At 43.8% G+C, this 26,689-nt stretch carries 31 protein-coding genes and 1 pseudogene; 21 read left to right on the top strand and 11 right to left on the bottom strand.

Going from position 1 to position 26,689, the window contains the following annotated elements:
* The first annotated feature begins 31 nt into the window (after window positions 1-31).
* Window positions 32-589: a YufK family protein gene (locus tag AC0OMA_RS15955; protein WP_003228837.1), complete on the top strand. Its 558-nt coding sequence runs from the start codon at window positions 32-34 to the stop codon at window positions 587-589.
* A gap of 223 nt (window positions 590-812) precedes the next feature.
* Here the strand turns inward: AC0OMA_RS15955 and AC0OMA_RS15950 are convergent, their stop codons facing one another.
* From AC0OMA_RS15950 to AC0OMA_RS15940, 3 genes are all read right to left on the bottom strand, one after another.
* Window positions 813-1,226 carry a thiol-disulfide oxidoreductase DCC family protein gene (locus AC0OMA_RS15950; RefSeq protein WP_015384506.1) on the bottom strand — a complete coding sequence of 138 codons (414 nt, stop codon included), beginning with the start codon at window positions 1,224-1,226 and terminating at the stop codon, window positions 813-815.
* Between the two features lie 20 nt (window positions 1,227-1,246).
* Window positions 1,247-3,121, bottom strand: coding sequence for a transglycosylase domain-containing protein (locus AC0OMA_RS15945; RefSeq protein ID WP_474222251.1), 1,875 nt, complete (start codon window positions 3,119-3,121; stop codon window positions 1,247-1,249).
* A gap of 92 nt (window positions 3,122-3,213) precedes the next feature.
* Complete coding sequence (locus AC0OMA_RS15940) at window positions 3,214-4,422, bottom strand: multidrug efflux MFS transporter (protein ID WP_396121714.1); 1,209 nt, start codon at window positions 4,420-4,422, stop codon at window positions 3,214-3,216.
* Here AC0OMA_RS15940 and AC0OMA_RS15935 point away from each other — a divergent pair.
* Together AC0OMA_RS15935 and kapD are read left to right on the top strand one after the other, a co-directional pair.
* Window positions 4,325-4,528, top strand: coding sequence for a hypothetical protein (locus tag AC0OMA_RS15935; protein WP_003243502.1), 204 nt, complete (start codon window positions 4,325-4,327; stop codon window positions 4,526-4,528). The genes AC0OMA_RS15940 and AC0OMA_RS15935 overlap by 98 nt on opposite strands.
* 75 nt (window positions 4,529-4,603) lie before the next feature.
* Window positions 4,604-5,221 carry a 3'-5' exonuclease KapD gene (kapD, locus tag AC0OMA_RS15930; protein ID WP_474222250.1) on the top strand — a complete coding sequence of 206 codons (618 nt, stop codon included), beginning with the start codon at window positions 4,604-4,606 and terminating at the stop codon, window positions 5,219-5,221.
* Between the two features lie 26 nt (window positions 5,222-5,247).
* Here kapD and kapB read toward each other — a convergent pair whose 3' ends face one another.
* The 3 genes from kapB to patB form a co-directional block, all read right to left on the bottom strand.
* Window positions 5,248-5,634 carry a kinase-associated lipoprotein KapB gene (gene kapB / locus AC0OMA_RS15925; RefSeq protein ID WP_015384502.1) on the bottom strand — a complete coding sequence of 129 codons (387 nt, stop codon included), beginning with the start codon at window positions 5,632-5,634 and terminating at the stop codon, window positions 5,248-5,250.
* A 45-nt stretch (window positions 5,635-5,679) separates the two neighbouring features.
* Complete coding sequence (kinB, locus tag AC0OMA_RS15920; protein WP_015384501.1) at window positions 5,680-6,966, bottom strand: sporulation sensor histidine kinase KinB; 1,287 nt, start codon at window positions 6,964-6,966, stop codon at window positions 5,680-5,682.
* 126 nt (window positions 6,967-7,092) lie between these two features.
* The gene (patB, locus tag AC0OMA_RS15915) at window positions 7,093-8,256 is read right to left on the bottom strand and encodes a cystathionine beta-lyase PatB (RefSeq protein ID WP_100505754.1); all 1,164 of its coding nucleotides are present in this window, start codon (window positions 8,254-8,256) and stop codon (window positions 7,093-7,095) included.
* Window positions 8,257-8,342: 86 nt separating this feature from the next.
* Between patB and AC0OMA_RS15910 the strand changes: the two genes are divergently transcribed.
* Window positions 8,343-8,603, top strand: coding sequence for a YugE family protein (locus AC0OMA_RS15910; protein WP_474222249.1), 261 nt, complete (start codon window positions 8,343-8,345; stop codon window positions 8,601-8,603).
* Window positions 8,604-8,631: 28 nt separating this feature from the next.
* Here AC0OMA_RS15910 and AC0OMA_RS15905 read toward each other — a convergent pair whose 3' ends face one another.
* Window positions 8,632-9,453 (bottom strand): alpha/beta fold hydrolase, encoded by an 822-nt coding sequence (locus tag AC0OMA_RS15905; RefSeq protein WP_015384498.1) that lies wholly within the window; start codon window positions 9,451-9,453, stop codon window positions 8,632-8,634.
* 147 nt (window positions 9,454-9,600) lie between these two features.
* Between AC0OMA_RS15905 and AC0OMA_RS15900 the strand changes: the two genes are divergently transcribed.
* The 3 genes from AC0OMA_RS15900 to yugI all read left to right on the top strand — a co-directional run bounded on the left by AC0OMA_RS15900 (window position 9,601) and on the right by yugI (window position 11,857).
* Window positions 9,601-10,101, top strand: a complete 501-nt coding sequence (locus tag AC0OMA_RS15900) for an Lrp/AsnC family transcriptional regulator (RefSeq protein WP_009968070.1) — start codon at window positions 9,601-9,603, stop codon at window positions 10,099-10,101.
* Entirely contained in the window at window positions 10,102-11,262 is a 1,161-nt protein-coding gene (locus tag AC0OMA_RS15895) for an aminotransferase (RefSeq protein ID WP_003228862.1), read from the top strand.
* A gap of 202 nt (window positions 11,263-11,464) precedes the next feature.
* Window positions 11,465-11,857: a S1 domain-containing post-transcriptional regulator GSP13 gene (yugI, locus tag AC0OMA_RS15890; RefSeq protein ID WP_014477809.1), complete on the top strand. Its 393-nt coding sequence runs from the start codon at window positions 11,465-11,467 to the stop codon at window positions 11,855-11,857.
* Window positions 11,858-11,934: 77 nt separating this feature from the next.
* On the opposite strand, the gene AC0OMA_RS15885 is transcribed toward yugI, so the two are convergent.
* Window positions 11,935-12,171 carry a DUF378 domain-containing protein gene (locus tag AC0OMA_RS15885; protein WP_003220771.1) on the bottom strand — a complete coding sequence of 79 codons (237 nt, stop codon included), beginning with the start codon at window positions 12,169-12,171 and terminating at the stop codon, window positions 11,935-11,937.
* A gap of 229 nt (window positions 12,172-12,400) precedes the next feature.
* Here AC0OMA_RS15885 and AC0OMA_RS15880 point away from each other — a divergent pair, with 229 nt between their 5' ends.
* From AC0OMA_RS15880 to AC0OMA_RS15860, 5 genes are all read left to right on the top strand, one after another.
* The gene (locus tag AC0OMA_RS15880; RefSeq protein ID WP_003228869.1) at window positions 12,401-13,564 is read left to right on the top strand and encodes an iron-containing alcohol dehydrogenase; all 1,164 of its coding nucleotides are present in this window, start codon (window positions 12,401-12,403) and stop codon (window positions 13,562-13,564) included.
* 102 nt (window positions 13,565-13,666) lie between these two features.
* The gene (locus AC0OMA_RS15875) at window positions 13,667-14,839 is read left to right on the top strand and encodes an iron-containing alcohol dehydrogenase (protein WP_003228872.1); all 1,173 of its coding nucleotides are present in this window, start codon (window positions 13,667-13,669) and stop codon (window positions 14,837-14,839) included.
* 111 nt (window positions 14,840-14,950) lie between these two features.
* Complete coding sequence (locus tag AC0OMA_RS15870; protein WP_474222248.1) at window positions 14,951-16,303, top strand: glucose-6-phosphate isomerase; 1,353 nt, start codon at window positions 14,951-14,953, stop codon at window positions 16,301-16,303.
* Window positions 16,304-16,361: 58 nt separating this feature from the next.
* The gene (locus AC0OMA_RS15865; RefSeq protein ID WP_474222443.1) at window positions 16,362-16,733 is read left to right on the top strand and encodes a hypothetical protein; all 372 of its coding nucleotides are present in this window, start codon (window positions 16,362-16,364) and stop codon (window positions 16,731-16,733) included.
* 60 nt (window positions 16,734-16,793) lie between these two features.
* A complete protein-coding gene (locus AC0OMA_RS15860) occupies window positions 16,794-17,198 on the top strand; it encodes a YugN-like family protein (protein WP_047183098.1) in 405 nt (134 codons plus the stop codon).
* Here AC0OMA_RS15860 and kbfO read toward each other — a convergent pair.
* Together kbfO and mstX are read right to left on the bottom strand one after the other, a co-directional pair.
* Window positions 17,195-18,181, bottom strand: a complete 987-nt coding sequence (kbfO, locus tag AC0OMA_RS15855) for a potassium channel protein KbfO (protein WP_047183097.1) — start codon at window positions 18,179-18,181, stop codon at window positions 17,195-17,197. The two genes, AC0OMA_RS15860 and kbfO, sit on opposite strands and share 4 nt — an antisense overlap.
* Complete coding sequence (gene mstX / locus AC0OMA_RS15850; protein WP_015384492.1) at window positions 18,178-18,510, bottom strand: biofilm formation protein MstX; 333 nt, start codon at window positions 18,508-18,510, stop codon at window positions 18,178-18,180. The genes kbfO and mstX overlap by 4 nt, the downstream gene beginning before the upstream one ends.
* Window positions 18,511-18,556: 46 nt before the next feature.
* Between mstX and AC0OMA_RS15845 the strand changes: the two genes are divergently transcribed.
* From AC0OMA_RS15845 to AC0OMA_RS15810, 8 genes and pseudogenes are all read left to right on the top strand, one after another.
* Window positions 18,557-18,820, top strand: a complete 264-nt coding sequence (locus tag AC0OMA_RS15845) for a YuzI family membrane protein (protein ID WP_014480679.1) — start codon at window positions 18,557-18,559, stop codon at window positions 18,818-18,820.
* A gap of 41 nt (window positions 18,821-18,861) precedes the next feature.
* Window positions 18,862-19,539 carry a zinc metallopeptidase gene (locus tag AC0OMA_RS15840; protein WP_003228889.1) on the top strand — a complete coding sequence of 226 codons (678 nt, stop codon included), beginning with the start codon at window positions 18,862-18,864 and terminating at the stop codon, window positions 19,537-19,539.
* A gap of 43 nt (window positions 19,540-19,582) precedes the next feature.
* Window positions 19,583-20,872 carry a hemolysin family protein gene (locus tag AC0OMA_RS15835; RefSeq protein ID WP_063334575.1) on the top strand — a complete coding sequence of 430 codons (1,290 nt, stop codon included), beginning with the start codon at window positions 19,583-19,585 and terminating at the stop codon, window positions 20,870-20,872.
* Window positions 20,873-20,998: 126 nt separating this feature from the next.
* Window positions 20,999-22,663, top strand: coding sequence for a glycoside hydrolase family 13 protein (locus tag AC0OMA_RS15830; protein ID WP_474222247.1), 1,665 nt, complete (start codon window positions 20,999-21,001; stop codon window positions 22,661-22,663).
* Window positions 22,664-22,690: 27 nt separating this feature from the next.
* A pseudogene (locus tag AC0OMA_RS15825) lies at window positions 22,691-22,819 on the top strand (hypothetical protein).
* Complete coding sequence (locus AC0OMA_RS15820; protein ID WP_003243483.1) at window positions 22,779-23,177, top strand: secondary thiamine-phosphate synthase enzyme YjbQ; 399 nt, start codon at window positions 22,779-22,781, stop codon at window positions 23,175-23,177. Before AC0OMA_RS15825 ends, AC0OMA_RS15820 begins: the two are co-directional and overlap by 41 nt.
* 13 nt (window positions 23,178-23,190) lie before the next feature.
* Entirely contained in the window at window positions 23,191-23,328 is a 138-nt protein-coding gene (locus tag AC0OMA_RS15815) for a hypothetical protein (protein ID WP_015384487.1), read from the top strand.
* 128 nt (window positions 23,329-23,456) lie between these two features.
* Window positions 23,457-23,711 (top strand): hypothetical protein, encoded by a 255-nt coding sequence (locus AC0OMA_RS15810; RefSeq protein ID WP_003244393.1) that lies wholly within the window; start codon window positions 23,457-23,459, stop codon window positions 23,709-23,711.
* Window positions 23,712-23,724: 13 nt separating this feature from the next.
* On the opposite strand, the gene AC0OMA_RS15805 is transcribed toward AC0OMA_RS15810, so the two are convergent.
* Window positions 23,725-24,462, bottom strand: a complete 738-nt coding sequence (locus AC0OMA_RS15805; protein WP_015384485.1) for a protein-glutamine gamma-glutamyltransferase — start codon at window positions 24,460-24,462, stop codon at window positions 23,725-23,727.
* 157 nt (window positions 24,463-24,619) lie between these two features.
* Here AC0OMA_RS15805 and mcpB point away from each other — a divergent pair, with 157 nt between their 5' ends.
* Entirely contained in the window at window positions 24,620-26,608 is a 1,989-nt protein-coding gene (gene mcpB / locus AC0OMA_RS15800) for a methyl-accepting chemotaxis protein McpB (RefSeq protein WP_047183094.1), read from the top strand.
* Window positions 26,609-26,689 lie beyond the last annotated feature (81 nt).

Below are 26,689 nucleotides of genomic sequence, written 5' to 3'. Positions count from 1 at the left end.
TGAGGTAGATTATAGAAAGGGACTTTTTTATATGAAAAATACTTATTTGACAGGATATTTTCCGCTGATTGCGATCCTGCTTTTTAGTTCGTCCTTATCCATCTCAACTTCACTTTATGCGTTGAAGATGCTGTCTTCATTTGGAATGTATGATGGAATGCTCGATTATTTTTCAGAGAAAGGAATCAGGCTTGCGTTATTTGCTGCCTTTGCACTTTTATATTTTATGGTTCTGTCCGCTCTGAAATTAATTGCAAATACCGTGACCGAGCTGTCATTGCTGTTTTTTGCTAATGATCCGGAAGGGAACAACCTGAAAAAACTCAGAATGGGTTCCATGATTTATTTGGGCGGCGGGATTTTATCATTTGTGCTCTTGCAAAATGTCATTTGGATTGTAATCTGGTTTGCGGTCGTCACGCTCGCTTACTTTGTGTTTACCGTATACCGGATTTATTCGACGCTTTCTCTCATGTCATTAGTTGGATTCATTCTATTGGAACTGCTGTTTTGGTTTACCTTTGTTATCGGTATTCTGTTCATATTTATCAAGCTTTATAATAGCATAATGGCTAGCTTACCTGTGTAAGCTAGCCATTTCAGCGTTTGGTGGTCAGATTTGCGCTTCGTGCTCTATACGCAATGAAACGGCGGCTAGATTCTCAGGTTTCCGCCGTTTCACATCCAATGCTCGCTCTTCATCGACTTCAAAAGTTTTCAATCACGCTGAAAAGATGACAAAATCCTAAAACGAAGCCGTTTTAGGATTTTGTCAACAATCTGTGATGGCTAGCTTCCTAGCCATTTTTTATTTACGGTAAAAATCTTTTTTTAATAGAAGGGGAGGGGAGCATACATTCATTTTTTTTGCCAAACCACTTATAGCGGTTGTTGGCAATGAAAGAATAGACCATATCTCTGACAGGCTTCGGCACTGCGAAAAACAGGACGAAGAGCCGCCATGGGCCTCGCAGATGCCTGAAAACCTTAATGGCTGCAGTTGACTTTGTGTACACTTGGCCGTCTTCAATAAAGACAAAGCTGTCAAACCGATCAGTCGGAAGCCCGCTTTTTTTCAGCAGGCTCTGTCCTGTTTCCGACTGCAACGATGTGAAAGAAATCAATCCGTCCGGATCACGTTTAATGATAAACTGCACGGCGCCATTGCATAAATTGCAGACACCATCAAACAGCAAAACGCGATTTGGTATTTGTTCTGAAGTCACCCCATATCCCCTCCGATCCTTTAATAAGCCGCTTGCAGCGTTCCTTTCCAGATGGAAAGCTGAGGGCTGATGCTGTGAAGATATTCAACGCTGGTCGGTGTATCCTTTCCGACCCAGACACCCATTGTATACGTATCAGTCAGGCCGACAAACCACATATCGTGATAATCATTTGATGTTCCGGTTTTACCGCCGATGTAAGGCGCATGGAAATATGCTTTTTTCCCTGTTCCGCTTTTCACAACGGAAGACATCAGTTTTTTCAGCTGCATGTTCGTGCGGACGCTGAATATTTGAGTCGCTTTATCATTCCATTTATAAAGCGTTTTTCCTTTAAGGTCTGTCACCTTTGTAATCGCATGGCTCGGCGTATAGCTTCCGCTGTTTCCGAATGTCGTATAAGCCTTTGTCATCTCAAGAGGCGTCATGCCGTTTGTAAATCCGCCAAGCGCTGCCGGAAGAAGATAGTCACTGTCGACAAGTTTGGCAAAATGATACGGCTCAATATAACTGAATGCCTTTTGGATGCCGACGCGATCGAGCATTCTAATAGCCGGGGTATTATATGAATTTTTAAACGCCGTATCAAGCGTCACTGTGCCGTAAGTGCGGTTATTGTAGTTTTGCGGACAGTAGTCTTTGCTGCAAAACTTGCTGGCATCAATGGTGCTGCTTGTTGTCGCGCCGGTCTGTTCAATATAAGGGCCGTAATCAAGAAGCGGCTTAATGGATGACCCCGGCTGCCTGTACGCCTGGTAGGCGCGGTTAAAGTCATATTTTTGATAGTTTTTCCCGCCGGATAGAGCGATGATTTGATGCGTCTGGTGATTAATCACAGCCGCTCCGCCCTGTACGTCCGCATACGGGAGCTTGGAATTCATTTGTGCCACAACTTGATTTTGCATGTACGGATCAAGTGCAGTATAAATTTTCACGCCGTCTTTCATCAGCGTGCTGACTCTTGCGGACAGCTCGTTCTCGATCTTTTCTTTTTGTTTTCCTGATGCTTTTTGAAGGCGTTTATCAAAGCCTTCTGATTCAGACACCAGCTGAGTGAATTCATCATTGACGTAGGAAACGTAGTCAGGATATTTGTCTTCTCTTTTTTCAACATCCAGTTTGATTTTTTGTTTTACGGCTTTTTTCAGCTCTTTGTCCGTAATGACCCCGGCATCTTTTAGCCCTTTAAGCAAACGTTCTTGACGGCTTTTCGTGTAGTCAAAATGCTTGAGAGGATCATATAATGTAGGGTTATTAGGTATAGCACAGATAAAAGCCATTTCTCCCACTGTGAGAGATTTCAGCGGTTTGCTGAAATAGAATTCAGCCGCTGAACCGACGCCATAAACACCATTGTTAAAATAAATGGTATTTAAGTAAGCTTCAAGAATTTCATTTTTCGTATATTTTTTCTCCAGCTGATAGGAATACGCGAGCTCTGTCAGCTTGCGGCTGAAGGAGCGTTCGTGGCTCAAATACAAGTTTCTTGAAAGCTGCTGTGTGATGGTGCTGGCGCCCTGGTCAATTTTCTTGTCTTTTACGTTAGAAGCAGTAGCCCGCACCATTCCCATAAAGTCAAAGCCTTTATGCTCGTAAAAATGACGGTCCTCAGATGTTAAGAAAATCTGTTTGACTTCCTCGGGAATCTTGTTAAATGGAACGAGCACACGGTTTTCGTGGTCGCTGACGATTTCCGAGACAAGGAAGCCGTCCCTGTCATACATGTAGCTGTTCTGAACAAGGCTGATATCTTTCAGATTAATATTTTTATCAAGCACCTGATCCAGGGACTTCATTTGTTTTACTTCTTTTCCGGAAGCGATAACTGTAAATGCAAACAATGGGATTATGCAAAGGAGCAAAATCCATCCGATTATTTTTCGTAACATGGTCACTCTCTTTTCTCCTAAATTCTAGCCATATCGTACCATTCTTTTGAGATTACGAGAAGGTTAAATTTAGAAGATTCCTCAGTTTTTTCTCGGAATCAGCTTGCTTTGGCATAAGAATCTTTCCGAAGTTTCTGCATGATCCAAAGCATGCAGGCGCCGGCGAAAAAGAGAAACGCCGTGACGTAAAAGGTGGCCGAAATGGCAAAATGGCTCGATATGATTCCGCCGAGCAGAGGCCCGAGCACGTTTCCTAAAAAGCGAAAGCTGACATTGTAGCCGAGAACTTCACCTTGAATGCTGCCTGGAGCCTGAACGCGGATCGCTGCCGTAATGCATGGCAGCAAACCGCCCATCGCCATTCCGAATAAAAATCTGAAAACAAGGAGCACGCTGAGTGAGGACGCGAGCGCCTGCGGAATAAAAAAGAAAGAGGCGGCGAGCAAAAGTCCGATTAAAATGCGGCGATGGCCGTAGCGGTCGCCCAGATCACCCCATTTTCTAGCCAGCAGCAAACTTCCGAGCCCCGTTGCTGAAAATGCCATGCCGGAGAAAAAGGCAAGATTGACAGGTCCGTGCAGCTCATTTACATATAAAGCGAGCAGGGGCTGAATACTGAAATTGCCTGTTTGAATCAGCATGGTTAACAGCATCATGACCCACAGCGCCGGCTGGTGAAAAATATAGGAGAGCACTTCTTTTCTCGAGTATGACGTACGTTTGGCTGTTTTCTCTGCAAGAGGCTTTTCTTTGACACCAAATAACACGAGAAGAACAGACGAGAAAATCACAAAGGATGTGATAAAAAAGGTATACGTAAAGCCGAAACGATCAGCAAGCATGCCTCCCAAAAGCGGGCCGAACAAGCTTCCGGACACTTGCCCCATTTGCAGCGTGCCAAGTGTTTTGCCGGCTGAGCTCTTCGGAGTCTGTGCCGAAATCATCGCAAGAGATGTCGGGATGAATCCGGTTACAAGACCCATTGCCATACGCAGAAAAAACAATTGGTACACCGATGTAACAAAGCCCATGAAGAAAATGCTGAGGGCAATGCCCGTTCCGGTTGCCATAAGGATTTTCTTGTATCCGCGTTTGTCTCCGAACCGTCCCCAAAACGGGGATACCAAAAACGCCATGAGAAATGTAATGCCGAACACATAGCCGCTCCACCTTTGCACAAAGCCGTTTGAAAAAGAGCTGAGCGTCTCAATGTATAAGGAGAGAAAAGGAACGATCATCGTTGTGCTAGCGGAGACAAAAAAGTTCGCCAGCCACACAATGACAAAGTTTTTCTTACGGATAGAAATAACATCACCTTCTTATTATTTCGGGTTCCTTACTAATTATAAAGAAACGATTCACAATTTAAAAGAAACGAAGCGGCTGGGAAAATTCATTATTTTTAGAAAATGAAGAAATGTCGAGAAGGGGAATTGATATACTATAAAGATAGCATTTTCTGATCGGAGGAAAGGCAGGTGTAAAAAGGTGACGACAAACAGCTTACTCATTATTGATTTCGAATTTACAATGCCCGATGGAAAGTACAGTCCTCAAAACTTCTTCCCGGAAATCATTGAAGCCGGAATTGTAAAGTCGATTGATGATGAAGTGGTTGAGACGTTTTCTAGCTATGTTAGACCGAAAAAGTTCCCGAAGCTTACGAAACGCTGCAAATCATTTTTAAAAATAACCCAAAAACAGGTAGACGAAGGAATGAGATTCGAGGATCTCATCCGTAAACTAAACGAGCTGGATCCTGAGAAAAACAGCACAATTATTACGTGGGGAAACATGGATATGAAAGTGCTGAAGCAAAACTGTATGTTTAACCATATCCCTTTCCCGTTTAAGGGAGAAATGAGAGATTTATCGCTTGAATACAAAAACTTTTTTGGAGACCGGACATTGACGGGTTTATGGAAAGCTGCCGAAGAGTATGGAGATTCCGGAACCGGCACCGATCATAAAGCGCTTGATGATGCCCTCACAGCACATAAACTTTTTAAGCTTGTTGAGCAGGATAAGCAGTATCTCGAAAAGCCAAAACCGCCCACAATCGGCGAAAGAATCGATTTAACCGAACTGTTGAAGCGCGCGACGTAAAAAACCCAATCTTTTGTCAGACTGGGTTATGGCCGGTTAAAATATTCTTTTTCTAAGATGTCCAGATTATGAAGGGAGCGTTTTGCCCACTCCGAACCATCCTCATTCAATTTGGCTCTCAGCTGTGCTGTCGCCTCCCGCAGAGATTCGGTATAATCCGGCACTTCACCGTCATAAGGCTTCACCATATGGTGGGGGATGTTGGTCTGTTCACCATATGCGAGCGCTTTTCTCTCATGAAAAAATGGCACATCCGCCTGTTTTGGATGATGAAGGTCTCCTTGAGCGGGATGGGTAAGAACCGCTTTCACTTTCACTAAATAGTGCTGCGGCCTGCAAGCCGTGATTTCTCCTATGTATACACCTGTTTTGTAAAATCCTTTAACGATAGAGCCTGTCTCAAACGTGCTCATCTGTCATCACCTCGCATTTATTCTATTAAAGTTCCAATCGATTTGCTAGTGAGGAAGATCAGCGGGAAGCTTAATGGTCACCGTAGTGCCTTTTTGGAAGCTGCTGTTAAATGAAATGGTCCCGTGATGATGTTCAATAATGGAAAAGGTTACGGTGAGGCCGAGTCCCGTTCCGTTCGTTTTTAAGGAATAATAAGGTTCGCCGAGTTTTTGCATTTGATGGTCTGTCATCCCGACCCCATTGTCTGTGATGTTAATCATGATCGTATGGCCGTTTCTTTTGGCTGATATGTGGATCATTCCCTTCCCGTGAGGAACCGCTTCAATACTGTTTTTCATCAGGTTGATGACAGCCTGCTTCAGCTTTGTTGCGTCTCCGTATATCAAAAGGTCCGGTTCTGTTTCAGCCTCGACGGTTACTGACTTGTAATTGGCGTACGACACCATAAGGGAGCTTGTCTCTTTAATAAGGCCAGATAGGTCAAAAACTTCTTTTTCGTATAATTGCTGTTTGGCCATATCGAGATAGTTTGTAATAATGCCTTGCGCCCGGTCAAGCTCTGACAGTACAAGCTTTTTGTAATCCGCACTCGACTTGTTTTGTAGGGTTTCGTCATTAAAAAGCAGCTGGACAAACCCGCGGACAACTGTCAGCGGATTCCTGACTTCATGAGCGACGCTCGCTGCCAGTTCACTCACAATCGTCATTTTTTCAGAGTGGATAAGCTGTGAACGCAGGGCGATATTTTCGGCGATGCTTTCGATAATATAGATGCTTAATAGAAGAACACTGGAGCGGAAAAGCCCTGAGACTGCCGCCTCGTAAATGAAATTTCCTGATTTTTGAAAATTTAAAATATTCAAGGCGGAAAGAATCCAGCTTGAGGCGAAAAATAGGAAAATCTCCACGCAGCTGATCAATAAAGACAGCAGCAGTTTTTTCGCTTTGGACATGAATGGCCATTTTTTCTGAAATAAGATTGGGATAATGATAAGAAAAGGCAGCAAAGTGAAAACAAACATTGCGGAAGGTTCGTAAAAAAGCAGTTCAAAACATAGGACAGATGCGGCGACCGTAAGTCCGGAAGCGGTACTAATGTAAAATAAACAAATGATAACGGGAATCATCTGAAGGCCGTATTGTATGTAGTCCATTTCATGAATCGGGAAAATAATGCATAAAACGGAGGCGCCGCAGGCGAAGAGCGTGACCAAACCGCTGTTTATTTTTGGCACAAGAATCGCAGGTTTTCCAAGCCAAAACACTTGGTAAAGAAGAATAGGAAACAAAATAAAGCAGATGTGCAGAAGATAGTCTTTTAGAATTTCCATTCGTGTGAAATCCTTTCGTATAAAATATGAATCTATTATAACACTAAATATTAGAAGTAAAATATAAAATTCCTTTATTAAGAACGCCTTTACAAATGAAGACGTAAAGGCGTTTAACAGCTATATTTACGATAATGCGGCTTTGATGCGGCGCAGGCCGTCCTGCAGGGTTGCAAGAGAGCATCCTGCGTTCAGGCGCATAAATCCTTCTCCGCCAGGCCCGTATTTCGTCCCGGGCTCTAAAATAACTTTTCCTTTTTTCAGCATTCTTTGCTGAAGCTCTGCATCGGACAAGCCGTAAGCGCTGAAGTCGAGCCAAATCAAGTATGATGCGTCCGGCTTCATCATTTTGACCTTTGGCAGCTCGGTGCTCAAAAAGGCTTCCGCTTCGTTCATGTTTTTCTCAATGTAAGAGATCAATTCATCGAGCCACGGTCCGCCTTTTGAATACGCGGCTTCGATTGCAGTGACGGCAAATGCGTTCAGTCCGCCTAAACCATTTCGCTGAAGGCTTGCGGAAAACTTGGCGCGCTTCAGGCGATCTGGAATGATGATTGCTGAAGCCTGCAATCCGGCGATATTAAATGTTTTGCTTGGAGCAGCACATGTCACGGAAATATCAGCGAAATCGTCAGAGAGCGAAGCGAACGGCGTGTGTTTGTGTCCGTACAGCATTAAATCGGAATGGATTTCATCCGATACAACTGTGACGCCATGCTCAAGGCACAATTCACCTAGCTTCCATAAATCTTCCCGGCTCCATGAACGCCCAGAAGGGTTATGAGGATTGCATAAAATAAACAATGTAACGCTTGGGTCACTAAGCTTCGTCTCCAAATCTTCAAAATCCATTGCATATGCGCCGTCTTTTTCTAGCAGCGGATTATGTAAAATGTGCCGGCCGTTTTTCTCCACCATATGGTAAAAAGGCGTATAAACTGGAGGCTGAACAACTACTTGATCGCCAGGCTCCGTAAAAGCTTGTACCGCCATGCTCAAAGCCGTTACAACGCCGGGGCTGAATGTGATGCTTTCCGGATTCACCTTCCAGCCGTGCCTGTTTTGCATCCATCCGCACACAGCATCCTTCGTTTTTTGATCTGGAGTTGTATAACCAAAAATACCGTGGTCAAGACGCTCTTTTAACGCTTCAGTTATCGCTTCCGGGGCGCGAAAATCCATATCCGCCACCCACATCGGGAGTGCGTCTGTCACGCCAAATAATTCGCCTGTTTTGTCCCATTTGACAGATTGGGTGCCAAGGCGTTCTTCTCGTTTATCAAAGTTCATTCTGTTACCCCCTCATGTATGTTTATTCTTCTAAGCTTCACTATGATAAGATAGAACTGCAAATTTTATTATAAGCGGTGATGAATATGGAAGAAAGTCAAGCGGTCAGGGAAATGATTAAGATCATTGCCAAATGGGACCCGTTTAAATATGGAGAAGAGTTTTACGAAACGGAGGCTGTTGATGTCGTGCAGGCAGTCTATGATGAAGACGATCCTGACGTGCTGGCGAAAAGCATTCAGCAAATATTTGAAACTTCTTTTGAACAAACGCTGCCGATCGACAGCTGCCGGGAAGTGGCTGGCCAGCTTTTATTGATTAAAAACAGCAGCTCCTGCACGCCTTAAAAAAACCGGTTCAGCACCGGTTTTTTTGTTATTTGATAAAATCAGCAATGTGTTCAGAAATAAGTTCAGGCCGTTCTTCAGGCACCAGATGTCCGGTCTGGCCAAGTGAGTACAGCACGGAATTAGGCAAATCTGCGTGCAGCCGTTTACCGATCTCCATTGGGACAATTCGATCCTCCTCGCCCCAAATCAATAGAGCAGGCTTGTTCATTTTCTTCAATTGCTCGGGTTCTAAATCTCCTTCTCTGTGGCGGATAAACCTTGTCATGGCTTTGAAAATCTGCTCGTCCTGAAACGGTCTGCCATAGCCGTCAATCATCTCCTCATCAATCAGCGATTTGTCATGCACCACATTTAATAAATTTTTCATCACGCCTTCTTTCGAGAGCCAGCGTTTGATGTAAAGATGAAAATACGGGATATGGGTCCCGAAAATGATCGTCGGGTGTGAACGTTTTAAATACCCTGAACTGCAAAGCAGCACAATCTTTGAAAAAAGCTCAGGCTTTTGGAGAGCAGCAGACAGCGATATCTGCCCGCCCATAGAATGCCCGACAAGCACAGCCTGTTTCACTTGCAAGTGCTCCAAAATCCCAATGACAAGCTTAGCAAGGTTTTGATAGGTATAGATAAACGTTCTTGATTTTTCAGATTGGCCGAAAGGAGGCAAATCAAGCGCGATGATGTCGTACTTGTCCCGAAGGAGAGGAATTACTTTTCTGAAGCTGAATGCAGATGATAAAAAACCGTGTACGCAGACCAGCGTTTGTCTGCCGGGATTTTGATAATGTTCGTAGTATACGTTGACTCCATCGACCGTAAACCGCCTTATTGGTGAAACCGCCTCCATTCTGTGTCACTCCCTTTTTTTGATGGTTGTATTATGCCCTGAAATTGTCAATTCTAGCGGAAGTTTCTCCTCGTTTTTTCTTAGCATTCGTCAAAAAACGTGATATAATGTCATGAGATTTCTTGACATTGCAAAGGTGTGAATCAAATGAAATTGACAGAAAAAGAAACAGAAATATTAGAAATTTTAGACGAAAACAGCCGCGCCGATTTAGAAACAATCGCAAAGATGGCGGGCATCCCTGTAAATGAAGTAAAAACAATTATTGACAAACTGGAGAAAGAAAAGGTTATTATCGATTATTCCGCTATGATTGATTGGCGAAAAGTAGACGGACATGAGGGCGTTACGGCCATGATCGACGTCAAAGTAACACCGAAGCGGGGCGTCGGTTTTGATGAAGTGGCGGAACGGATTTACCGATTCCAAGAGGTTGAATCAGTTTACCTGATGTCAGGCGTATACGATTTGTCTGTCGTGATTCGCGGCAATTCGATGTCTGACGTAGCGCGTTTTGTTTCGGATAAACTGTCCACACTTGATTCAGTTGTATCTACGACAACTCATTTTATCCTGAAAAAATACAAGCATGACGGCAAAGTGTTTGAAACAGGAGACGACGATAAAAGAATCGTGGTGTCCCCGTAAATGACTTCGTATTTATCTGACTATGTACAACAAATAAAGCCGTCCGGCATCCGCAAATTCTTTGATTTGGCGGCAACGATGGAAGGCGTCATTTCTTTAGGCGTCGGCGAGCCTGATTTTGTTACCGCGTGGAATGTCCGCGAAGCAAGCATTCTCTCTCTTGAACAAGGATATACGTCATACACGGCCAATGCGGGTTTATACTCATTGCGGGAGGAAATCAGCCGTTATTTGAGCAACAGGTTTGACCTTAGCTACTCGCCAGATAATGAGCTGATTGTGACAGTGGGGGCAAGTCAGGCTTTGGATATTGCGATCCGCGCCATTGTGAATCCAGGTGAGGAGGTCATCATTCCTGAGCCGTGTTTTGTGGCGTACGATGCGCTTGTTTCTTTGGCAGGCGGTATCCCGGTTCACGTTCATACAACGGCAGACAAAGGATTTAAAGCAACGGCTGCTGATTTTGAAGCGGCAGTCACTGAAAAAACAAAGGCCATTCTCATCTGCTCACCATCGAATCCGACAGGTTCGGTTTATTCGAAGGAAGAGCTGAATGAGATTGCTGAGTTTGCCAAAAAACATGATGTCATCGTTTTAGCCGACGAGATCTACGCAGAGCTGACATATGATGAGGAATTTACAAGTATAGCGGCATTACCGGGAATGAAGGAACGGACGGTAGTCATCTCAGGCTTTTCAAAAGCATTTGCAATGACGGGCTGGAGGCTCGGTTTTGCTGCGGCACCATCCTTGCTTCGGGATGCAATGCTTAAAATTCATCAGTATGCGATGATGTGCGCGCCCGCAATGGCGCAGTTTGCCGCCCTTGAAGGCCTGAAGAACGGCATGGAAGACGTAGAAAAAATGAAAAAAAGCTATCGAAGAAGACGGAATCTGTTTGTAGAATCGCTCAATGAAATCGGTCTCAGCTGTCATCATCCGGGCGGCGCTTTCTATGCTTTTCCATCTATTAAAAGCACGGGAATGAGTTCAGAACAGTTTGCTGAGGAGCTACTTACGCAGGAAAAAGTGGCAGTTGTTCCTGGAAGTGTGTTTGGTCCGAGCGGTGAGGGATATATCCGTTGTTCATACGCAACCTCGATTGAACAGCTTCAAGAAGCGTTAGTCAGAATGAAACGCTTCCTGCACAAAACAACATAAAAAAAGATACGAACCTTTTGTTCGCATCCAATAAAAGGGGGGAATACTAGAAAGCCTTTGGTATTTTTCAGTTTACCCCCTTTTTGCTGTGCATAAACCTGATTTTTTATAAAAAAGTTTTCTTTGCGGAAATAAGACATGTATGATATAATTTTAAATTGCGTATAAACAGATATATAATTTAACTTAGGAGTTGTTATGAATGGCAGCAAAATTTGAAGTGGGCAGTGTTTACACTGGTAAAGTTACAGGATTACAAGCGTATGGTGCGTTTGTTGCATTAGATGAAGAAACTCAAGGTTTAGTACACATTTCTGAAGTGACTCACGGTTTCGTAAAAGATATCAACGAGCACCTTTCAGTTGGCGACGAAGTACAAGTAAAGGTACTTGCTGTTGATGAAGAAAAAGGCAAAATCAGCCTTTCAATTCGTGCGACACAAGCTGCGCCTGAGAAAAAAGAAAGCAAACCAAGAAAACCTAAAGCTGCTCACGTAAGCGAAGAAGCTTCTACACCACAAGGTTTCAACACATTAAAAGATAAGCTTGAAGAGTGGATCGAAATGTCCAACCGCAAAGACCTTATCAAAAAATAAGCATGAAAAAAGCACCGGACAGGAATGTTCGGTGCTTTTGATTTCATGCAAAATCCTATTTCAGCGTGATAGATATCCTATCGCATTTCAGGATTTGCTGCTTCTTCACGTGATCTTTCCTCGTTTGGCTTAAATAGCAGACCGAGGTTGATTAAGCCGGCGATTCCGACAAGTCCGTAAATGATTCGGGAAAGAGCTGACCCTTGGCCGCCGAAGATAGCCGCTACTAAGTCAAATTGGAAAAATCCGATCAGTCCCCAGTTAATGGCGCCAATGATGGTTAATACAAGACAAATTCTTTGAATGGTACTCATGTTTTGCAACCTCCTCCATGAATTATTAAAACAGTTATAGATTGTGACATATTGGAGAATCTATACATGCATTCTCCATATGAGGGAAGCTGGCCTGCCCTCGCTTATATCAGCTTCTTTCCCAGCATCCTGCAAAATAAAACCATCTGGTATGCTGATCGGTGAGAGCTGATTGCTTTACATGTGGTGAGGACATTCTGCATAATAAAAAATCTAAGGAGGAGATGTCATGCAAAACTTTACATACTGGAATCCGACCAAATTAATTTTCGGGCGCGGCGAAGTGGAAAGACTTCCGGAGGAACTCAAACCCTACGGAAAAAACGTATTGCTTGTGTACGGAGGCGGCAGCATTAAACGCAGCGGCCTATATGATCAAGTGATTGAACAGCTGAATAAAGCCGGAGCGACCGTGCATGAATTAGCAGGTGTGGAACCGAATCCGCGTGTGTCGACTGTTAATAAAGGTGTTGCTATCTGTAAAGAACAAAACATTGATTTCTTGCTGGCTGTCGGAGGCGGAAGCGTAATCGACTGTACAAAAGCGATTGCCGCAGGAGCAAAGTATGATGGTGATGCGTGGGATATCGTTACGAAAAAACATCAGCCAAAAGATGCTTTACCATTCGGAACAGTATTGACTCTCGCTGCGACTGGTTCAGAAATGAACTCAGGATCTGTTATTACAAACTGGGAAACAAAAGAAAAATACGGCTGGGGCAGCCCGCTCGTATTCCCTAAATTCTCGATTCTTGATCCGGTGAATACTTTCACCGTACCTAAAAACCACACGATCTACGGGATGGTTGACATGATGAGCCACGTATTCGAACAATACTTCCATCATGTATCAAACACGCCGTATCAGGACCGCATGTGTGAATCACTTCTGCGTACAGTCATTGAAACAGCGCCTAAGCTGATTAATGATCTCGAAAATTACGAATTGCGTGAGACAATCCTGTACACAGGAACAATCGCATTAAACGGCATGCTTTCTATGGGGGCAAGAGGGGATTGGGCTACTCATAATATTGAACATGCAGTATCAGCCGTTTATGATATTCCGCATGCCGGCGGACTGGCAATTTTGTTCCCGAACTGGATGAGACACACATTGTCTGAAAACCCTGCCCGCATGAAACAGCTTGCAGTTCGCGTGTTTGATGTTGAAGAAGCAGGTAAAACAGATGAAGAAATCGCACTTGAAGGTATCGATAAGCTGTCCGCATTCTGGACAAGCCTTGGCGCTCCGAACCGTCTTGCTGATTATGATATTAATGATGAGCAGCTTGACACAATTGCTGACAAGGCAATGGCTAACGGTACATTCGGCCAATTTAAATCACTCAACAAAGAAGATGTGCTGTCAATTTTGAAAGCATCTCTATAAAAAAAGGGGAAATAGCCGTTTGGCTGCTTCCCTTTTTCTTTTTGTCAACGTATGTTACAATGGAAAATCTGTTTTTTACAAGCATCATTTGGAGGTTTTACTATGGAAAATTTCACTTATTATAATCCGACAAAGCTGATTTTTGGAAAAGGTCAGCTTGAACAATTAAGAAAAGAATTCAAACGATACGGCAAGAATGTACTGCTTGTTTACGGGGGCGGCAGCATTAAACGCAACGGCCTTTATGATCAAGTCACAGGCATTTTAAAAGAAGAGGGCGCTGTTGTTCATGAGCTGTCAGGTGTAGAGCCGAACCCGCGTCTTGCAACAGTGGAAAAAGGCATAGGACTTTGCAGAGAGCATGACATTGATTTTCTGCTTGCTGTCGGCGGAGGCAGTGTGATTGATTGTACAAAGGCAATCGCAGCGGGCGTCAAATACGATGGCGACGCTTGGGATATTTTCAGCAAAAAAGTAACAGCGGAGGATGCGCTGCCGTTTGGCACTGTTTTAACGCTTGCTGCAACAGGGTCTGAAATGAACCCTGATTCCGTGATTACAAACTGGGAAACAAACGAGAAATTTGTATGGGGCAGCAATGTCACTCATCCGCGTTTCTCTATTTTAGACCCTGAAAATACGTTCACCGTTCCAGAAAATCAAACAGTATACGGCATGGTTGACATGATGAGCCACGTATTCGAACAATACTTCCATAATGTTGAAAACACGCCGCTTCAGGATAGAATGTGCTTTGCTGTTTTGCAGACGGTCATCGAAACAGCACCTAAGCTTCTTGAAGATCTGGAAAACTACGAGCTTCGTGAAACGATTTTGTATGCTGGTACTATTGCTTTAAACGGCACGCTCCAAATGGGATACTTCGGTGACTGGGCTTCTCATACAATGGAACATGCTGTTTCAGCTGTATATGATATTCCGCACGCGGGCGGTTTGGCAATACTGTTCCCAAACTGGATGAGATACACGCTTGATACAAATGTAGGCCGTTTTAAAAACCTTATGCTCAACATGTTTGACATTGATACTGAAGGCAAAACAGATAAAGAAATTGCGCTTGAAGGAATCGATAAACTGTCTGCGTTCTGGACAAGCCTCGGTGCGCCTTCCCGTCTTGCTGATTACAATATTGGAGAAGAAAAGCTTGAGCTGATTGCTGATATCGCAGCCAAGGAAATGGAACACGGCGGCTTCGGCAACTTCCAAAAACTGAACAAAGATGACGTGCTTGCCATCCTTCGCGCGTCTCTATAAACTCAAAGGGCGGAATCCAGTCATTCCGCCCTTTCTTCTTGACTTGATTTCACAGATAAGTTCATATAAAGTGAAAGATGAAAACATTATACCGTTATGGAGGGACAAGCAATGACGCATGTACGCTTTGACTACTCAAAAGCGTTGACTTTCTTCAACGAACATGAACTTACATATCTGCGGGACTTTGTAAAAACAGCACACCATAATATCCATGAAAAAACAGGCGCGGGCAGCGATTTTCTAGGCTGGGTGGACCTCCCTGAACATTATGATAAAGAAGAATTCGCGCGCATCAAAAAAAGCGCGGAAAAAATCAAATCTGACTCTGATGTCTTGCTTGTTGTCGGCATTGGCGGTTCTTATCTTGGAGCCCGGGCAGCGATTGAAGCGCTGAATCACGCGTTTTATAACACTTTGCCAAAAGCAAAACGCGGCAATCCGCAAGTCATTTTTATCGGGAACAACATCAGTTCATCTTATATGAGAGACGTCATGGATCTTCTTGAAGATGTTGACTTCTCTATTAATGTGATTTCTAAATCAGGTACGACAACTGAACCTGCAATCGCTTTCCGTATTTTCCGCAAGCTTCTTGAAGAGAAATACGGTAAAGAAGAAGCAAAAGCGCGGATTTATGCAACAACTGATAAAGAGCGCGGCGCATTAAAAACGCTTTCTAACGAAGAAGGCTTCGAATCATTCGTTATTCCTGACGATGTCGGCGGCCGTTATTCAGTTTTAACAGCTGTAGGTCTCTTGCCGATTGCTGTCAGCGGCGTCAACATTGATGACATGATGAAAGGCGCCCTGGATGCGAGCAAAGATTTTGCAACATCTGAACTGGAAGATAACCCAGCATACCAATATGCGGTTGTTCGCAATGTCCTTTATAATAAGGGCAAGACAATTGAAATGCTCATCAACTACGAACCGGCGCTTCAATACTTTGCGGAATGGTGGAAGCAGCTGTTCGGAGAAAGCGAAGGGAAAGATGAGAAGGGCATTTATCCTTCTTCAGCGAACTATTCTACAGACCTTCATTCTTTAGGCCAGTATGTACAAGAAGGCCGCAGAGATTTATTCGAAACGGTCCTGAACGTAGAGAAACCTAAACATGAACTGACAATTGAGGAAGCGGATAACGATCTTGACGGCTTGAACTATTTAGCAGGTAAAACCGTTGATTTCGTTAATAAGAAAGCATTCCAAGGCACGATGCTTGCCCATACAGACGGAAATGTCCCGAACTTAATCGTTAACATTCCTGAGCTGAATGCATATACTTTTGGATACCTTGTATATTTCTTCGAAAAAGCCTGCGCGATGAGCGGTTATCTCCTTGGCGTCAATCCGTTTGACCAGCCTGGTGTAGAAGCGTATAAAGTCAATATGTTTGCGTTACTCGGCAAACCTGGCTATGAAGAGAAAAAAGCAGAGCTTGAAAAACGTCTGGAAGATTAATGTGAGAAAGCTGACTGGCATTTGCCGGTCGGCTTTTTATAAAATCAGAAAGGTGCTGATGTTCATGAAACAATTGGTTAAACATCTCATCATTGCCGGTTTTTCTGCAGCTGTTTTAAGCATCCTTATCTCCTTTGATGCCGTGTATACAGAGTTTTCTTCAAGCTTTGGCGGCACGCTGTCACATTTTTTCATCCACGCCTTTCTTCTCATTGGTTTGCCGCTTGCCCTTTTTACCGATGCGGTACATCGGATTTTGCATTTAAAACGAACCCATACTCTTTTCACTAAATTAGGACTCTATGCAACGGTTGTTTATGTGTCTTGGGATTCAGCTGCATGGCTTGCAGCGGCAATGGCTGTTTACTACTTAATTGAATGCGCTTTCTTTTCTGTTGGACGCGCGAAAGAAACAACGATTTCCATGTAGTGCGCCTCTGCATGAAGTCTTGTTCGGCGGGACAGAATAAGTGAAAAAAGGGGCATTCTGATGATACCAATACCTTCCGCGATAGATGGGCAGTCTTTTCTGCTTCAAGAACTGGAACAAGTGATGAAGCCGCTCGGTTATGTGATAAACGGCGGCTGGGAATACGATCATGGCTACTTTGATTATAAAATTGATGATAGAGACGGCTATTTATTTTTAAGAATTCCCGTCAATGCGGTACAGGGCAGTCTCGATGAACGAGGGGCGGCCGTCCGGATCGGAACGCCATTTATGCTGAGACAGGTGTTTCAGGCGGGTGTTGACGATCACGCCGAGGGAGGGCCTTTCCAATCACTGTTTAATCAATTTTCCGAACCGGAAAGGCGGGACGCGGAAATTGATCCGGCATTTTTGGATATCGGCGCCTCTCTCGTGAAAGAATTGGAGGATGTTCTGTTACACTAGATGGCAAGGAATTGGTCTGTTTCGAGCACCTTGTATGTAAGAGGAGGGGAAATCATCGGCCCCTCCTCTTTTTGTACGCCTATAATTGTTGTGTTGTGATCAAGGAAATAGAGAACACAGGTTTTGTAAGCCGCTCCCTTTAGTTCGTCAGGAACAGCAAGAAGCTCCACATGCTGATCAAGTGTCAGCTTGATTCCGTTCTGCTGTTTAGACGGCCGTAACTTGACTTGGTAATGCTGCAGCATCGCCCGGCTGATAAATTCTGAAGTTCCGATGATTTGGTTTGCACCTGCCCGCTCCGCATTGGTGACAAAACGGTCAGTCAAAATCTCGACGATGCAGTAAGAAAGGGGATTAAGCCCTTTAACAGATAAAAGAGTCAGCACTGACAGCATATCAGCATCAGTTTCACTTTTATACTGATCGGCAGTAATCATCACTGATTCCGCTTCAGTAATATTGGCCCGTTTCAGTGTCCCATCATCGGCAGCGTGCCCGCGTATGAAATGAACGTTTTCAATAAGCGGGCCTTCTGTTAAGGATTCATCGATTAGTACGACTGTTTTGGAAGGGGCGGCAAGCTGAAGGTCCTTCAAAAGCCGGTTTGTTTTTTCATTCCACCCGATCAGAATGATGTGGTCCCGGCCTTTGTAAGCAACTTTTCCTTCGATGTAGCGATGCTGTCTGCTGAATGCGGCCGCTGATAACGTAGCGAAATACGCTGTGACAAAGCTTGCTCCGCTCAAAATCAGCAGTATTCCGGCTGCCTGTCCCAGCGGCGTGTGCGGCACATAGTCTCCATAACCGACTGTCGAAACCGTTACGACAGCCCACCAAATGCCTTCGAATACCGAAGTGAACTGCTTAGGCTCAAGTATATAAATAATTTGGCCGAACAAAAGAATCAGACATAAAATAATAACCCCGATTCGGATAAATAACGGCCACCTGAGCCATGAAATAAATATCCGATTTGATTTCATTCTTTTTCTCCTTCTTCAGATACTGAGATGGATAAAATCTGTTTAATAATTGTATTTAATTTCTCATTTAGCTTTTCCTGGCCGTACTTATCTCGGGCCTGCTTCATTAACTCGGCTGTATCATCATCAAGCTGAATAAGCGGTTCATCAATTTCCGATTCATTATAAAGCTGGATAAACGCGTCCAGTCCTTCATTCATTCGGTCGATTGCTGTGCTCAGCTGTTCCCTTTCCTCACTCGTCACTTTCATAGCTTCCATCACACCCGTGCTTTTTTCTAACAGTATGTCCCACTTCCGGTGATGTTTTTCAAAAAATGTACAAAACATATAAAACCGGATTTCTCCATAAACTAAAACAAAAAGGATGAAAAAGATGACGATCTTTCAAAGAACGATCGTGGTTTTGATCGGTACGCAGCTGGCGGCATCCGCGGTGATTTTGTTTATTTTCGATTTGAATTCATATAATCACTTTTCCGGCAGCTTCTCCTGGTTTTATTTTCTGAAAGAACTGGCCGGCAGTTTCGCCTTTTATTTGTTTTCAGCAGGCCTGTTCTTTTTGCTGATTGGATTCTGTGCTCCAAGCCGGAAGAAAAAGCGCATTTCTGTACACGGGAAAGAAAACTCATTAAAATAATCGTAATAGAGAAATGATCATGGAAAAAGGATGATGAAAAAATGCTGTTTATATTTTTAACAATAGCCGCATTGGGATTGTCGTTTTGGGCACAATTTAAAGTAAAGAGCAACTTTGAAAAGTATTCAAAAGTGGAAGCCTCAAGCGGACGTACAGGGGCAGAAACCGCAAGACGGATTTTAGATATAAACGGTCTTTACGACGTGCCGGTCGAACCGGTAAGAGGCACTTTAACAGACCATTACGACCCGACAAGACGGGTGGTGCGTTTATCTGAGCCGGTCTATTACGGCCGCTCAATTTCCGCCATATCCGTAGCTTCCCATGAAGTCGGACATGCCTTGCAGCATCAGGAGTCATATGGTGCGCTTGTGCTGAGACATAAAATCTTCCCAGTCGTAAATTTTGCATCCGGTGTAGCTCCTTTGCTTTTCTTAGGAGGCATGCTTCTCGGCAGCCTGAATCTGATCGGGCTTGGCATCATACTGTTTTCAGCGGCTGTCTTTTTTCAGCTGATTACATTGCCTGTCGAATTCAATGCAAGTTCACGTGCGAAGCAGATTATTGTGTCAGAAGGATTCATCCGAAACAATGAAGAAAATGGGGTAAATAAAGTGCTGAGCGCTGCTGCCTTAACGTATGTGGCCGCCGCCCTGGTATCCCTGTTTGAACTACTTCGTTTTGTGATGATTTTCTTAAACGGTCGTGATGAGAATTAACGTTAAGGAGGTGGCCCCTTACCATTTATGGTAAGGGCTTTTTTTGCTTATTTTACAACTGATCGCCATTTTTGTTTTGATTGGCATTACGGCTGTTTTCGTTGCAGCGGAATTTGCGATCGTCAAAATCAGAGGTTCAAAAATCAATCAGCTCATCGAAAGCGGTGACAGCCGAGCGCTAGCCGCACATAAAATCATCTCCAATCTTGACGAGTATTTATCAGCCTGCCAGCTCGGGATTACGATTACTGCCCTCGGCCTTGGATGGCTTGGTGAACCTACATTTGAACGTTTTCTTCATCCCTTATTTACAATGACAGGCATGCCGGAACCGTTTAACCACATTGTCACATTTGTAGTTGCATTTATCATCGTCACTTTTTTGCATGTGGTGATGGGGGAGCTTGCCCCGAAAACGGTTTCTATTCAAAAAGCTGAAGCTGTAAGCTTATGGATTGCAAAGCCGCTGATCTGGTTTTATAAAATCACGTACCCGTTTATTAAAGCATTAAACGGCTCTGCAAGTTTTCTTGTGAAATTGTTTGGCTTTCATTCAGTGAAGGAGCATGAGGTTGTCATCAGCGAGGAGGAACTGAGGCTGATCCTTTCAGAAAGCTATGAAAAGGGAGAAATCAATCAGTCTGAATTCCGCTATGTAAATAAGATTTTTGAATTTGACAACCGGGTAGCGAGAGAGATTATGATTCCGCGGACAGAAATTGCGGTTATCTCTCTGGAGCAGTCGCTTGAAGAGGCAATTCATCTTATCATTAATGAACGGTATACACGCTACCCTGTCATCAAAGATGACAAGGATCATATTTTAGGGATCATCAACAGCAAAGACATGTTTAAAGCTTATTTTCTCGGCCAGCCGATAAAGCTGAATCAAATCATGAGGCCTGTTATCAGAGTCATTGAAAGCATTCCTGTTCAGCAGCTTTTAATCCGCATGCAGAAGGAGCGGATTCACATGGCGATTCTCGTAGATGAATACGGGGGAACGGCGGGGCTTGTTACTGTAGAGGATATTATCGAGGAAATCGTCGGGGAAATCCGCGATGAGTATGATCAGGATGAAACACCGCACATCCTGAAAAAGGGCGAGCACCATTATGTGATGGATGGAAAAGCGCTAATAGACGAAGTGAATGACCTACTCGACATTGCGATTGAAAATGAAGAAATTGATACGATTGCAGGCTGGCTTCTAACGCAAAAAATGGAGCTGAAAGCAGGAGATGTGATACACGCGGAGGGCTGTGAATTTAAAATCCTCGACGCCGAAGATCATCACATCCGTTTTGTAGAAATTAAAAAAACTGATTTTTAATAAAAAACAGCCGGGGAACGAACGGCTGTTTTTTGTGTCATCAAGTCATTTCTTAAAAAGCAATGCTGTGAAGCCTTTTTTCTACATAGGATATATAAGACCGGTACACTGGGAAGGAGTGGCTGTATGAAAAAGGCTTGGTGGAAGGAAGCCGTTGTTTACCAAATTTACCCCCGCAGTTTTAAAGATTCAAATGGAGACGGAATTGGGGATATTCAAGGAATCAGATCCAAGCTTTCTTACATAAAAGAGCTGGGCGCTGACGTCATATGGATTTGCCCGCTGTATGACTCACCGAATGCTGATAATGGCTATGATATCCGGGATTATCAAAACATATTAAGCGAGTTTGGCACCATGGAAGATTTTGATGAACTGCTTGGTGACATTCATGATCTGGGGATGAAGCTGATTATGGATCTCGTTGTGAACCACACAAGCGACGAACATCCATGGTTCATAGAATCCCGTTCATCCATACACTCGGAAAAGCGCGACTGGTATATTTGGAAAGACGGCAATAACGGAAAAACACCCAACAATTGGGAAAGTATTTTCGGCGGGCCGGCTTGGGAGTATGATCAAAAGACAAGCCAGTATTATCTGCACCTTTTTGATAAAAAACAGCCTGATTTGAATTGGGAAAATGAACAGGTGAGAAATGCCGTTTATGACATGATCAATTGGTGGCTTGATAAAGGAATTGACGGATTTCGGGTGGATGCCATTACGCATATTAAGAAAAAAGAAGGGTTTCCCGACATGCCGAATCCAAAGGGATTGGACTATGTCCCTTCCTTTCCTTATCATATGAATGCTGACGGTATTATGGATTTGTTAACAGAGCTGAAGGAAAACACATTTTCCCGCTATCCGATTATGACAGTTGGTGAAGCAAACGGCGTCGCTGCAAAAGAAGCAGCTGATTGGGCTGGAGAAAAAAACGGCATATTCAGCATGATTTTTCAATTTGAGCATCTCGGCCTGTGGGATGTAGAGATCAATGAAAGTATTGATATCGTTGCATTTAAACGAATTTTAACTGACTGGCAGGACAGTCTGGAAGGGATCGGCTGGAATGCTTTGTTTATGGAGAATCACGACCAGCCCCGTTCAGTTTCTGTGTGGGGAGACGACGGAGTGTACCTGAAAGAAAGTGCAAAAGCGCTTTCCGCTGTTTATTTTCTCATGAAAGGCACACCGTTTATTTATCAGGGACAGGAACTCGGGATGACGAACGTGGCTTTTCCCTCTATTGAGGACTATGATGATGTCGCAATGAAACGCCTGTATGAAACAAAAACAGCGAAAGGCGCATCACACGAGGATGTGATGAAGATTGTCTGGAAAAAGGGAAGAGACAATTCGCGAACGCCTATGCAATGGAATGCTGGTCCATACGCCGGATTTTCTGAGGCCAAACCGTGGATCCGAATCAATGAGAATTACAAATGGCTGAATGCCGAGGCGCAAAAAAACGATAAATCATCCGTTTACCATTTTTACAAAAGCTTGATCAAGCTGCGCCAAACATATGATGTTTTTATTAACGGGACATACGAGCTCATTTTACCGGAAGATCAGCAAATCTTTGCATATCTTCGGAAAAACGAGAGCCATACTGCACTGATTGCGGCCAATCTGACAGGAACACCGGCGTTGTTCAAGCACTCTGGATTGCCATTGTCATCAGATGCACTCGTCTTGTCAAATATTGAAACAGAGCCGCACAAGCATATGACATCAGTACTCTTAAAGCCGTATGAAGCAAGAATATATCTATGGCGCTAATCTCCAGCCTTAGACTGGAGTTTTTTTTTGTTGTATCAGGTTTATGAGAGCGGTTTAACAGGAAAAAAAGAACACAGAACGAATTAATAGAGCGGACAAAAGAAAGGAGAAACAAATGCTGAAAACACTGCAAATCAAAACGACAAAACGAGATGAAATGATTGATATCACCCGGGAGGTGGAAGCGTTTCTTCAAGAAACAGGTATAACGAGCGGCGCAGCGCTGATTTACTGTCCGCATACGACGGCAGGTATTACAATTAATGAAAATGCCGATCCGGACGTCAAAAAAGATATGCTCAGAAGGTTTGATGAGGTATATCCGTGGGAACATGAGCTGGACCGCCATATGGAGGGCAATACAGCTGCACACATGAAGTCGAGTACGGTCGGAGCTTCACAGCATGTCATTGTGGAAAACGGCCGGCTCATTCTTGGAACGTGGCAGGGCATTTATTTCTGCGAATTTGACGGCCCTCGCACCCGGACATGCTATATCAAAATGATGGGATAATAGTGACAAAAGCATGATCGCTGAACAAGCGCCGATAGCCGGAGGGCTTGTCACCCCCGCCTCGGCTGCCGCTTTATCGAATGAAGGCGCGCTTGGCATTCGGCTATCTCAGTCACGACATGCTCGAAAAGCTAATCCATATGCAAAATAAAAAGCGCGGGAAAGAGACACGCGCCTCATCCTTTGTTTTCAGGAAAGCCTGCATGAGGGATAGTCAATCAATGGATGTAAACGTACCGAGCTTTGCCGAACGTAACTTGATAAACTGAGGTGACAGATATGAACATTCTTCAATATTCTTATAAAAAAAGAGGGAAAATTGAGTTTGTATTTGAAGGCTGGCCTCACTCAAAAGTTACAATGGTTCCTATCAAAGGCTACTATTTTGTCCGCTTTATCAAATGGAGCAGCCAGGATCCAATCGTGACAAGAAATGACCTTGAAAAAATGGAGTGGGCTGCGAACCAATATTTCGGCACAGCCCCCTTCTATCGAAAACGAAAGGCATTTGAAACCCCATCGTCCGGAAAATAGGCGATGGGGCTTTTTAGCGGACGATGCGGAAAAGAGACGGAACATCCAGTCTGGTCGCCTGAGACAGAAGGTAGGCTGACTGTAAGGCTCCTTTTTTCCTAAAAGAATTCAGCTTATCAATAATTTGCTGTCCGTTTAAGATTCCAAGACCATGGGCAAAATATTTATCTTCCCCCAGTAAAATTACATTTTCGCCTCTCCATTGCGCCTTTTGCGGATCAAATTCAGGATTCTTAAAATACAAACAATCTCCAAGGAAAAAGTGGTGTCCTGTTTCCGTATATATCGGCAATTTCTCATAATGCCAGTCATATAAAATAATTCTGTCAAAGCTGGCATTGAATTTATCTTCTCCGATTGTATCGATTAAGGCCAAGTAATAAATGATAACGATTGCGGTTGCGCATTCAAACGCATAAAACGGGCCGTTCTCAGCAATGTCCCGAATCGCTTTTGAAGGCGGCATTCTGTATTTCAGCTCCAAGGCGCCCTCCGGTGAAACCCTCCAATACGTTGTATTCCCGTATGTTTTTAAAAAAGTGGCAAACTTCGCCCCGCTTTTGTGCAGCGTCTTTGCCGCTGCTACAATATTCATCCGCAGTTTAAGCTCAAACATCAGTTCAGCAATTGAATGATAATCAAACTGAACAGGTGTCTCAATCATCTCTTTTAACAGCGGATTCAGATTTTGATCAATCTGCCAATTTTCAATATCCTGGGGACGGAGCAATTGTCCTGATACAATAATCATGTTTAGCCCCCCTTGTTTTTTATAAGATATGCAAAGAGCTTGGGCAATGAAAGTTAAAAAGGCAGAAGACAGCCAAAAAGAACTTCTTCCATTTTTTATTTTAAAACTTTTTTAAGCAGCCGATATATACTGTATCAAACCTGAAGGAGCAAGTGACATGAAGACTTTTATCAATTGGCTGAAGAAACCGTCTATTTCAAAGAAATTAATCGTCTCATTTATTGCGATTCTCATTATCCCTATTCTTATATTAGAATTTAGCTCTTACCGAAGCGCCAGCGGAAAGCTGGATCAGGAAATTATGGGAAATGCGAAAAACAGTGTCGATACATTTAATACAACTGTTACAAATAATCTGGGAGAAAAAGCGAAAGCAGTCACCTTTTTCAGTGAATCTCTTAAAAGATCCGCATTCAAAGGGAAATCAAATCAAGAAGAGATCAAAGCTAAATTTTCACAATATGTATCTATTAATCAAGGAGTAGCCAGAATTTATGGGGGCGCAGATAACGGCACTTACGTACAAGCGCCAAAAGAAAAATTGCCGGAAGGATACGACCCGAGACAACGTCCTTGGTACCAGGATGCGATGAAGGCCGGCGGTGAAATTGTCGTGACAGATCCTTACGTGGCTGCGAGTGACGGAAGCATGGTCATTACCATTGCACAGGAGCTGAAGGACGGATCTGGCGTTGTCGCCATGGATATTACCATTGATAAATTGTTAGAACAAATGAAACAAATCAAGGTCGGAAAAGAAGGTTATGCTTTCATTGCAACAAAAAACAAAACATATGTCGCCCACAAGAACCATAAGGCTGGAGAAAAGCTTTCAGGCGACTGGGTAGCCAAAATGTATGCGAATGACAGCGGTGAACTCCAGTATACTCTTAATAACGAAGATAAAAAGATGACCTATACTACAAACGAACTGACTGGTTGGAAAATAGCCGGCACAATGTATATGGATGAAATTAAGGATGCCTCAAAGTCTGTGCTGACAACAGGAATGATCGTGCTGATTGCTTCGATTGTGGCAGGCGGAATTTTAATTCTGTTTATCGTTCGTTCGATTACAAAACCGTTAAAACGTCTTGTCCAATCATCGAAAACGATCAGCAGGGGGGATCTGACCGAAACGATCGAAATCCATTCAAAGGATGAGCTTGGGGAGCTTGGGGAAAGCTTCAATGAAATGGGACAATCTCTTCGCTCTCTGATCAGCGCTATTCAGGACTCGGTGAACAATGTGGCCGCATCTTCCGAACAGCTTACCGCATCTGCCGGGCAGACGAGTAAAGCCACCGAGCATATTACGATGGCGATTGAGCAGTTCTCAAACGGAAACGAGGAGCAAAGCGAAAAGGTTGAATCCAGCTCTCATCAGCTGAACTTAATGAATGAAGGACTCCAGCAAGTCTCACAAACATCGTCAGATATTACAAAGGCATCTATCCAATCAACGGAAATTGCCGGAACGGGTGAGAAGTTTGTGCAGCAGACAGTCGGACAAATGAACTCGATTAATCAATCTGTTCAGCAGGCTGAAGCTGTTGTCAAAGGCTTAGAAGGAAAATCAAAAGACATCACAAGCATTTTGAGAGTCATCAACGGAATCGCTGACCAAACAAATCTGCTTGCACTAAACGCAGCCATTGAAGCGGCGCGTGCCGGAGAGTCAGGACGCGGCTTCTCTGTTGTAGCGGAGGAAGTGCGCAAGCTGGCTGTCCAATCAGCCGATTCAGCAAAAGAAATCGAAAAGCTGATCCAAGAAATCGTCGCAGAAATCGAAACCTCTCTTCACATGTTTAAAGAGGTCAATCAGGAAGTACAGTCCGGACTTGTTGTCACAGACAATACAAAAGAAAGCTTCCAGAGCATTTTCAGCATGACAAACGAAATCGCGGGCAAGCTGCAGACGATGAATTCCACCGTCGAGCAGCTGTCAGACCGTTCACAGCATGTTTCAGCAGCAGTCAGCGGCATTGCAGACGTGTCGAAAGAAAGCTCGGCAAGCATCCAGGACATTGCCGCATCAGCTGAAGAACAGCTTGCTTCCATGGAAGAAATCAGTTCCTCAGCGACCACTCTTGCGCAGATGGCAGAAGAGCTTCGTGATCTGACGAAACAATTTAAAATCGAGTAAAAGCCGAAAAACAGCGCATCAAAGCGCTGTTTTTTTATATGGTAAACAATAATAAAGTCCTAGTTTAACAGGTGAATTTAG

The organism is Bacillus sp. AMCV2 (assembly GCF_056033925.1).
The sequence above is the reverse complement of the archived record's forward strand: the minus strand, read 5'-3'. Positions and strand labels throughout refer to the sequence as shown.

What these genes read in the sequence shown, in the direction of transcription:
- mstX (WP_015384492.1), bottom strand. Translation starts at nt 18,510, where the DNA reads ATGTTTTGTACATTTTTTGAAAAACATCACCGGAAGTGGGACATACTG.
- AC0OMA_RS15840 (WP_003228889.1), top strand. Translation starts at nt 18,862, where the DNA reads ATGCTGTTTATATTTTTAACAATAGCCGCATTGGGATTGTCGTTTTGG.
- AC0OMA_RS15885 (WP_003220771.1), bottom strand. Translation starts at nt 12,171, where the DNA reads ATGAGTACCATTCAAAGAATTTGTCTTGTATTAACCATCATTGGCGCC.
- kbfO (WP_047183097.1), bottom strand. Translation starts at nt 18,181, where the DNA reads ATGAAATCAAATCGGATATTTATTTCATGGCTCAGGTGGCCGTTATTT.
- patB (WP_100505754.1), bottom strand. Translation starts at nt 8,256, where the DNA reads ATGAACTTTGATAAACGAGAAGAACGCCTTGGCACCCAATCTGTCAAA.
- yugI (WP_014477809.1), top strand. Translation starts at nt 11,465, where the DNA reads ATGGCAGCAAAATTTGAAGTGGGCAGTGTTTACACTGGTAAAGTTACA.
- AC0OMA_RS15880 (WP_003228869.1), top strand. Translation starts at nt 12,401, where the DNA reads ATGCAAAACTTTACATACTGGAATCCGACCAAATTAATTTTCGGGCGC.
- AC0OMA_RS15830 (WP_474222247.1), top strand. Translation starts at nt 20,999, where the DNA reads ATGAAAAAGGCTTGGTGGAAGGAAGCCGTTGTTTACCAAATTTACCCC.
- AC0OMA_RS15905 (WP_015384498.1), bottom strand. Translation starts at nt 9,453, where the DNA reads ATGGAGGCGGTTTCACCAATAAGGCGGTTTACGGTCGATGGAGTCAAC.
- AC0OMA_RS15935 (WP_003243502.1), top strand. Translation starts at nt 4,325, where the DNA reads ATGTATAAGGAGAGAAAAGGAACGATCATCGTTGTGCTAGCGGAGACA.
- AC0OMA_RS15955 (WP_003228837.1), top strand. Translation starts at nt 32, where the DNA reads ATGAAAAATACTTATTTGACAGGATATTTTCCGCTGATTGCGATCCTG.
- AC0OMA_RS15870 (WP_474222248.1), top strand. Translation starts at nt 14,951, where the DNA reads ATGACGCATGTACGCTTTGACTACTCAAAAGCGTTGACTTTCTTCAAC.
- AC0OMA_RS15895 (WP_003228862.1), top strand. Translation starts at nt 10,102, where the DNA reads ATGACTTCGTATTTATCTGACTATGTACAACAAATAAAGCCGTCCGGC.
- AC0OMA_RS15900 (WP_009968070.1), top strand. Translation starts at nt 9,601, where the DNA reads ATGAAATTGACAGAAAAAGAAACAGAAATATTAGAAATTTTAGACGAA.
- AC0OMA_RS15865 (WP_474222443.1), top strand. Translation starts at nt 16,362, where the DNA reads ATGTTCATGAAACAATTGGTTAAACATCTCATCATTGCCGGTTTTTCT.
- AC0OMA_RS15815 (WP_015384487.1), top strand. Translation starts at nt 23,191, where the DNA reads ATGATCGCTGAACAAGCGCCGATAGCCGGAGGGCTTGTCACCCCCGCC.
- AC0OMA_RS15810 (WP_003244393.1), top strand. Translation starts at nt 23,457, where the DNA reads ATGAACATTCTTCAATATTCTTATAAAAAAAGAGGGAAAATTGAGTTT.
- AC0OMA_RS15820 (WP_003243483.1), top strand. Translation starts at nt 22,779, where the DNA reads ATGCTGAAAACACTGCAAATCAAAACGACAAAACGAGATGAAATGATT.
- AC0OMA_RS15875 (WP_003228872.1), top strand. Translation starts at nt 13,667, where the DNA reads ATGGAAAATTTCACTTATTATAATCCGACAAAGCTGATTTTTGGAAAA.
- AC0OMA_RS15910 (WP_474222249.1), top strand. Translation starts at nt 8,343, where the DNA reads ATGGAAGAAAGTCAAGCGGTCAGGGAAATGATTAAGATCATTGCCAAA.
- AC0OMA_RS15860 (WP_047183098.1), top strand. Translation starts at nt 16,794, where the DNA reads ATGATACCAATACCTTCCGCGATAGATGGGCAGTCTTTTCTGCTTCAA.
- kapB (WP_015384502.1), bottom strand. Translation starts at nt 5,634, where the DNA reads ATGAGCACGTTTGAGACAGGCTCTATCGTTAAAGGATTTTACAAAACA.
- AC0OMA_RS15805 (WP_015384485.1), bottom strand. Translation starts at nt 24,462, where the DNA reads ATGATTATTGTATCAGGACAATTGCTCCGTCCCCAGGATATTGAAAAT.
- mcpB (WP_047183094.1), top strand. Translation starts at nt 24,620, where the DNA reads ATGAAGACTTTTATCAATTGGCTGAAGAAACCGTCTATTTCAAAGAAA.
- AC0OMA_RS15845 (WP_014480679.1), top strand. Translation starts at nt 18,557, where the DNA reads ATGACGATCTTTCAAAGAACGATCGTGGTTTTGATCGGTACGCAGCTG.
- kinB (WP_015384501.1), bottom strand. Translation starts at nt 6,966, where the DNA reads ATGGAAATTCTAAAAGACTATCTTCTGCACATCTGCTTTATTTTGTTT.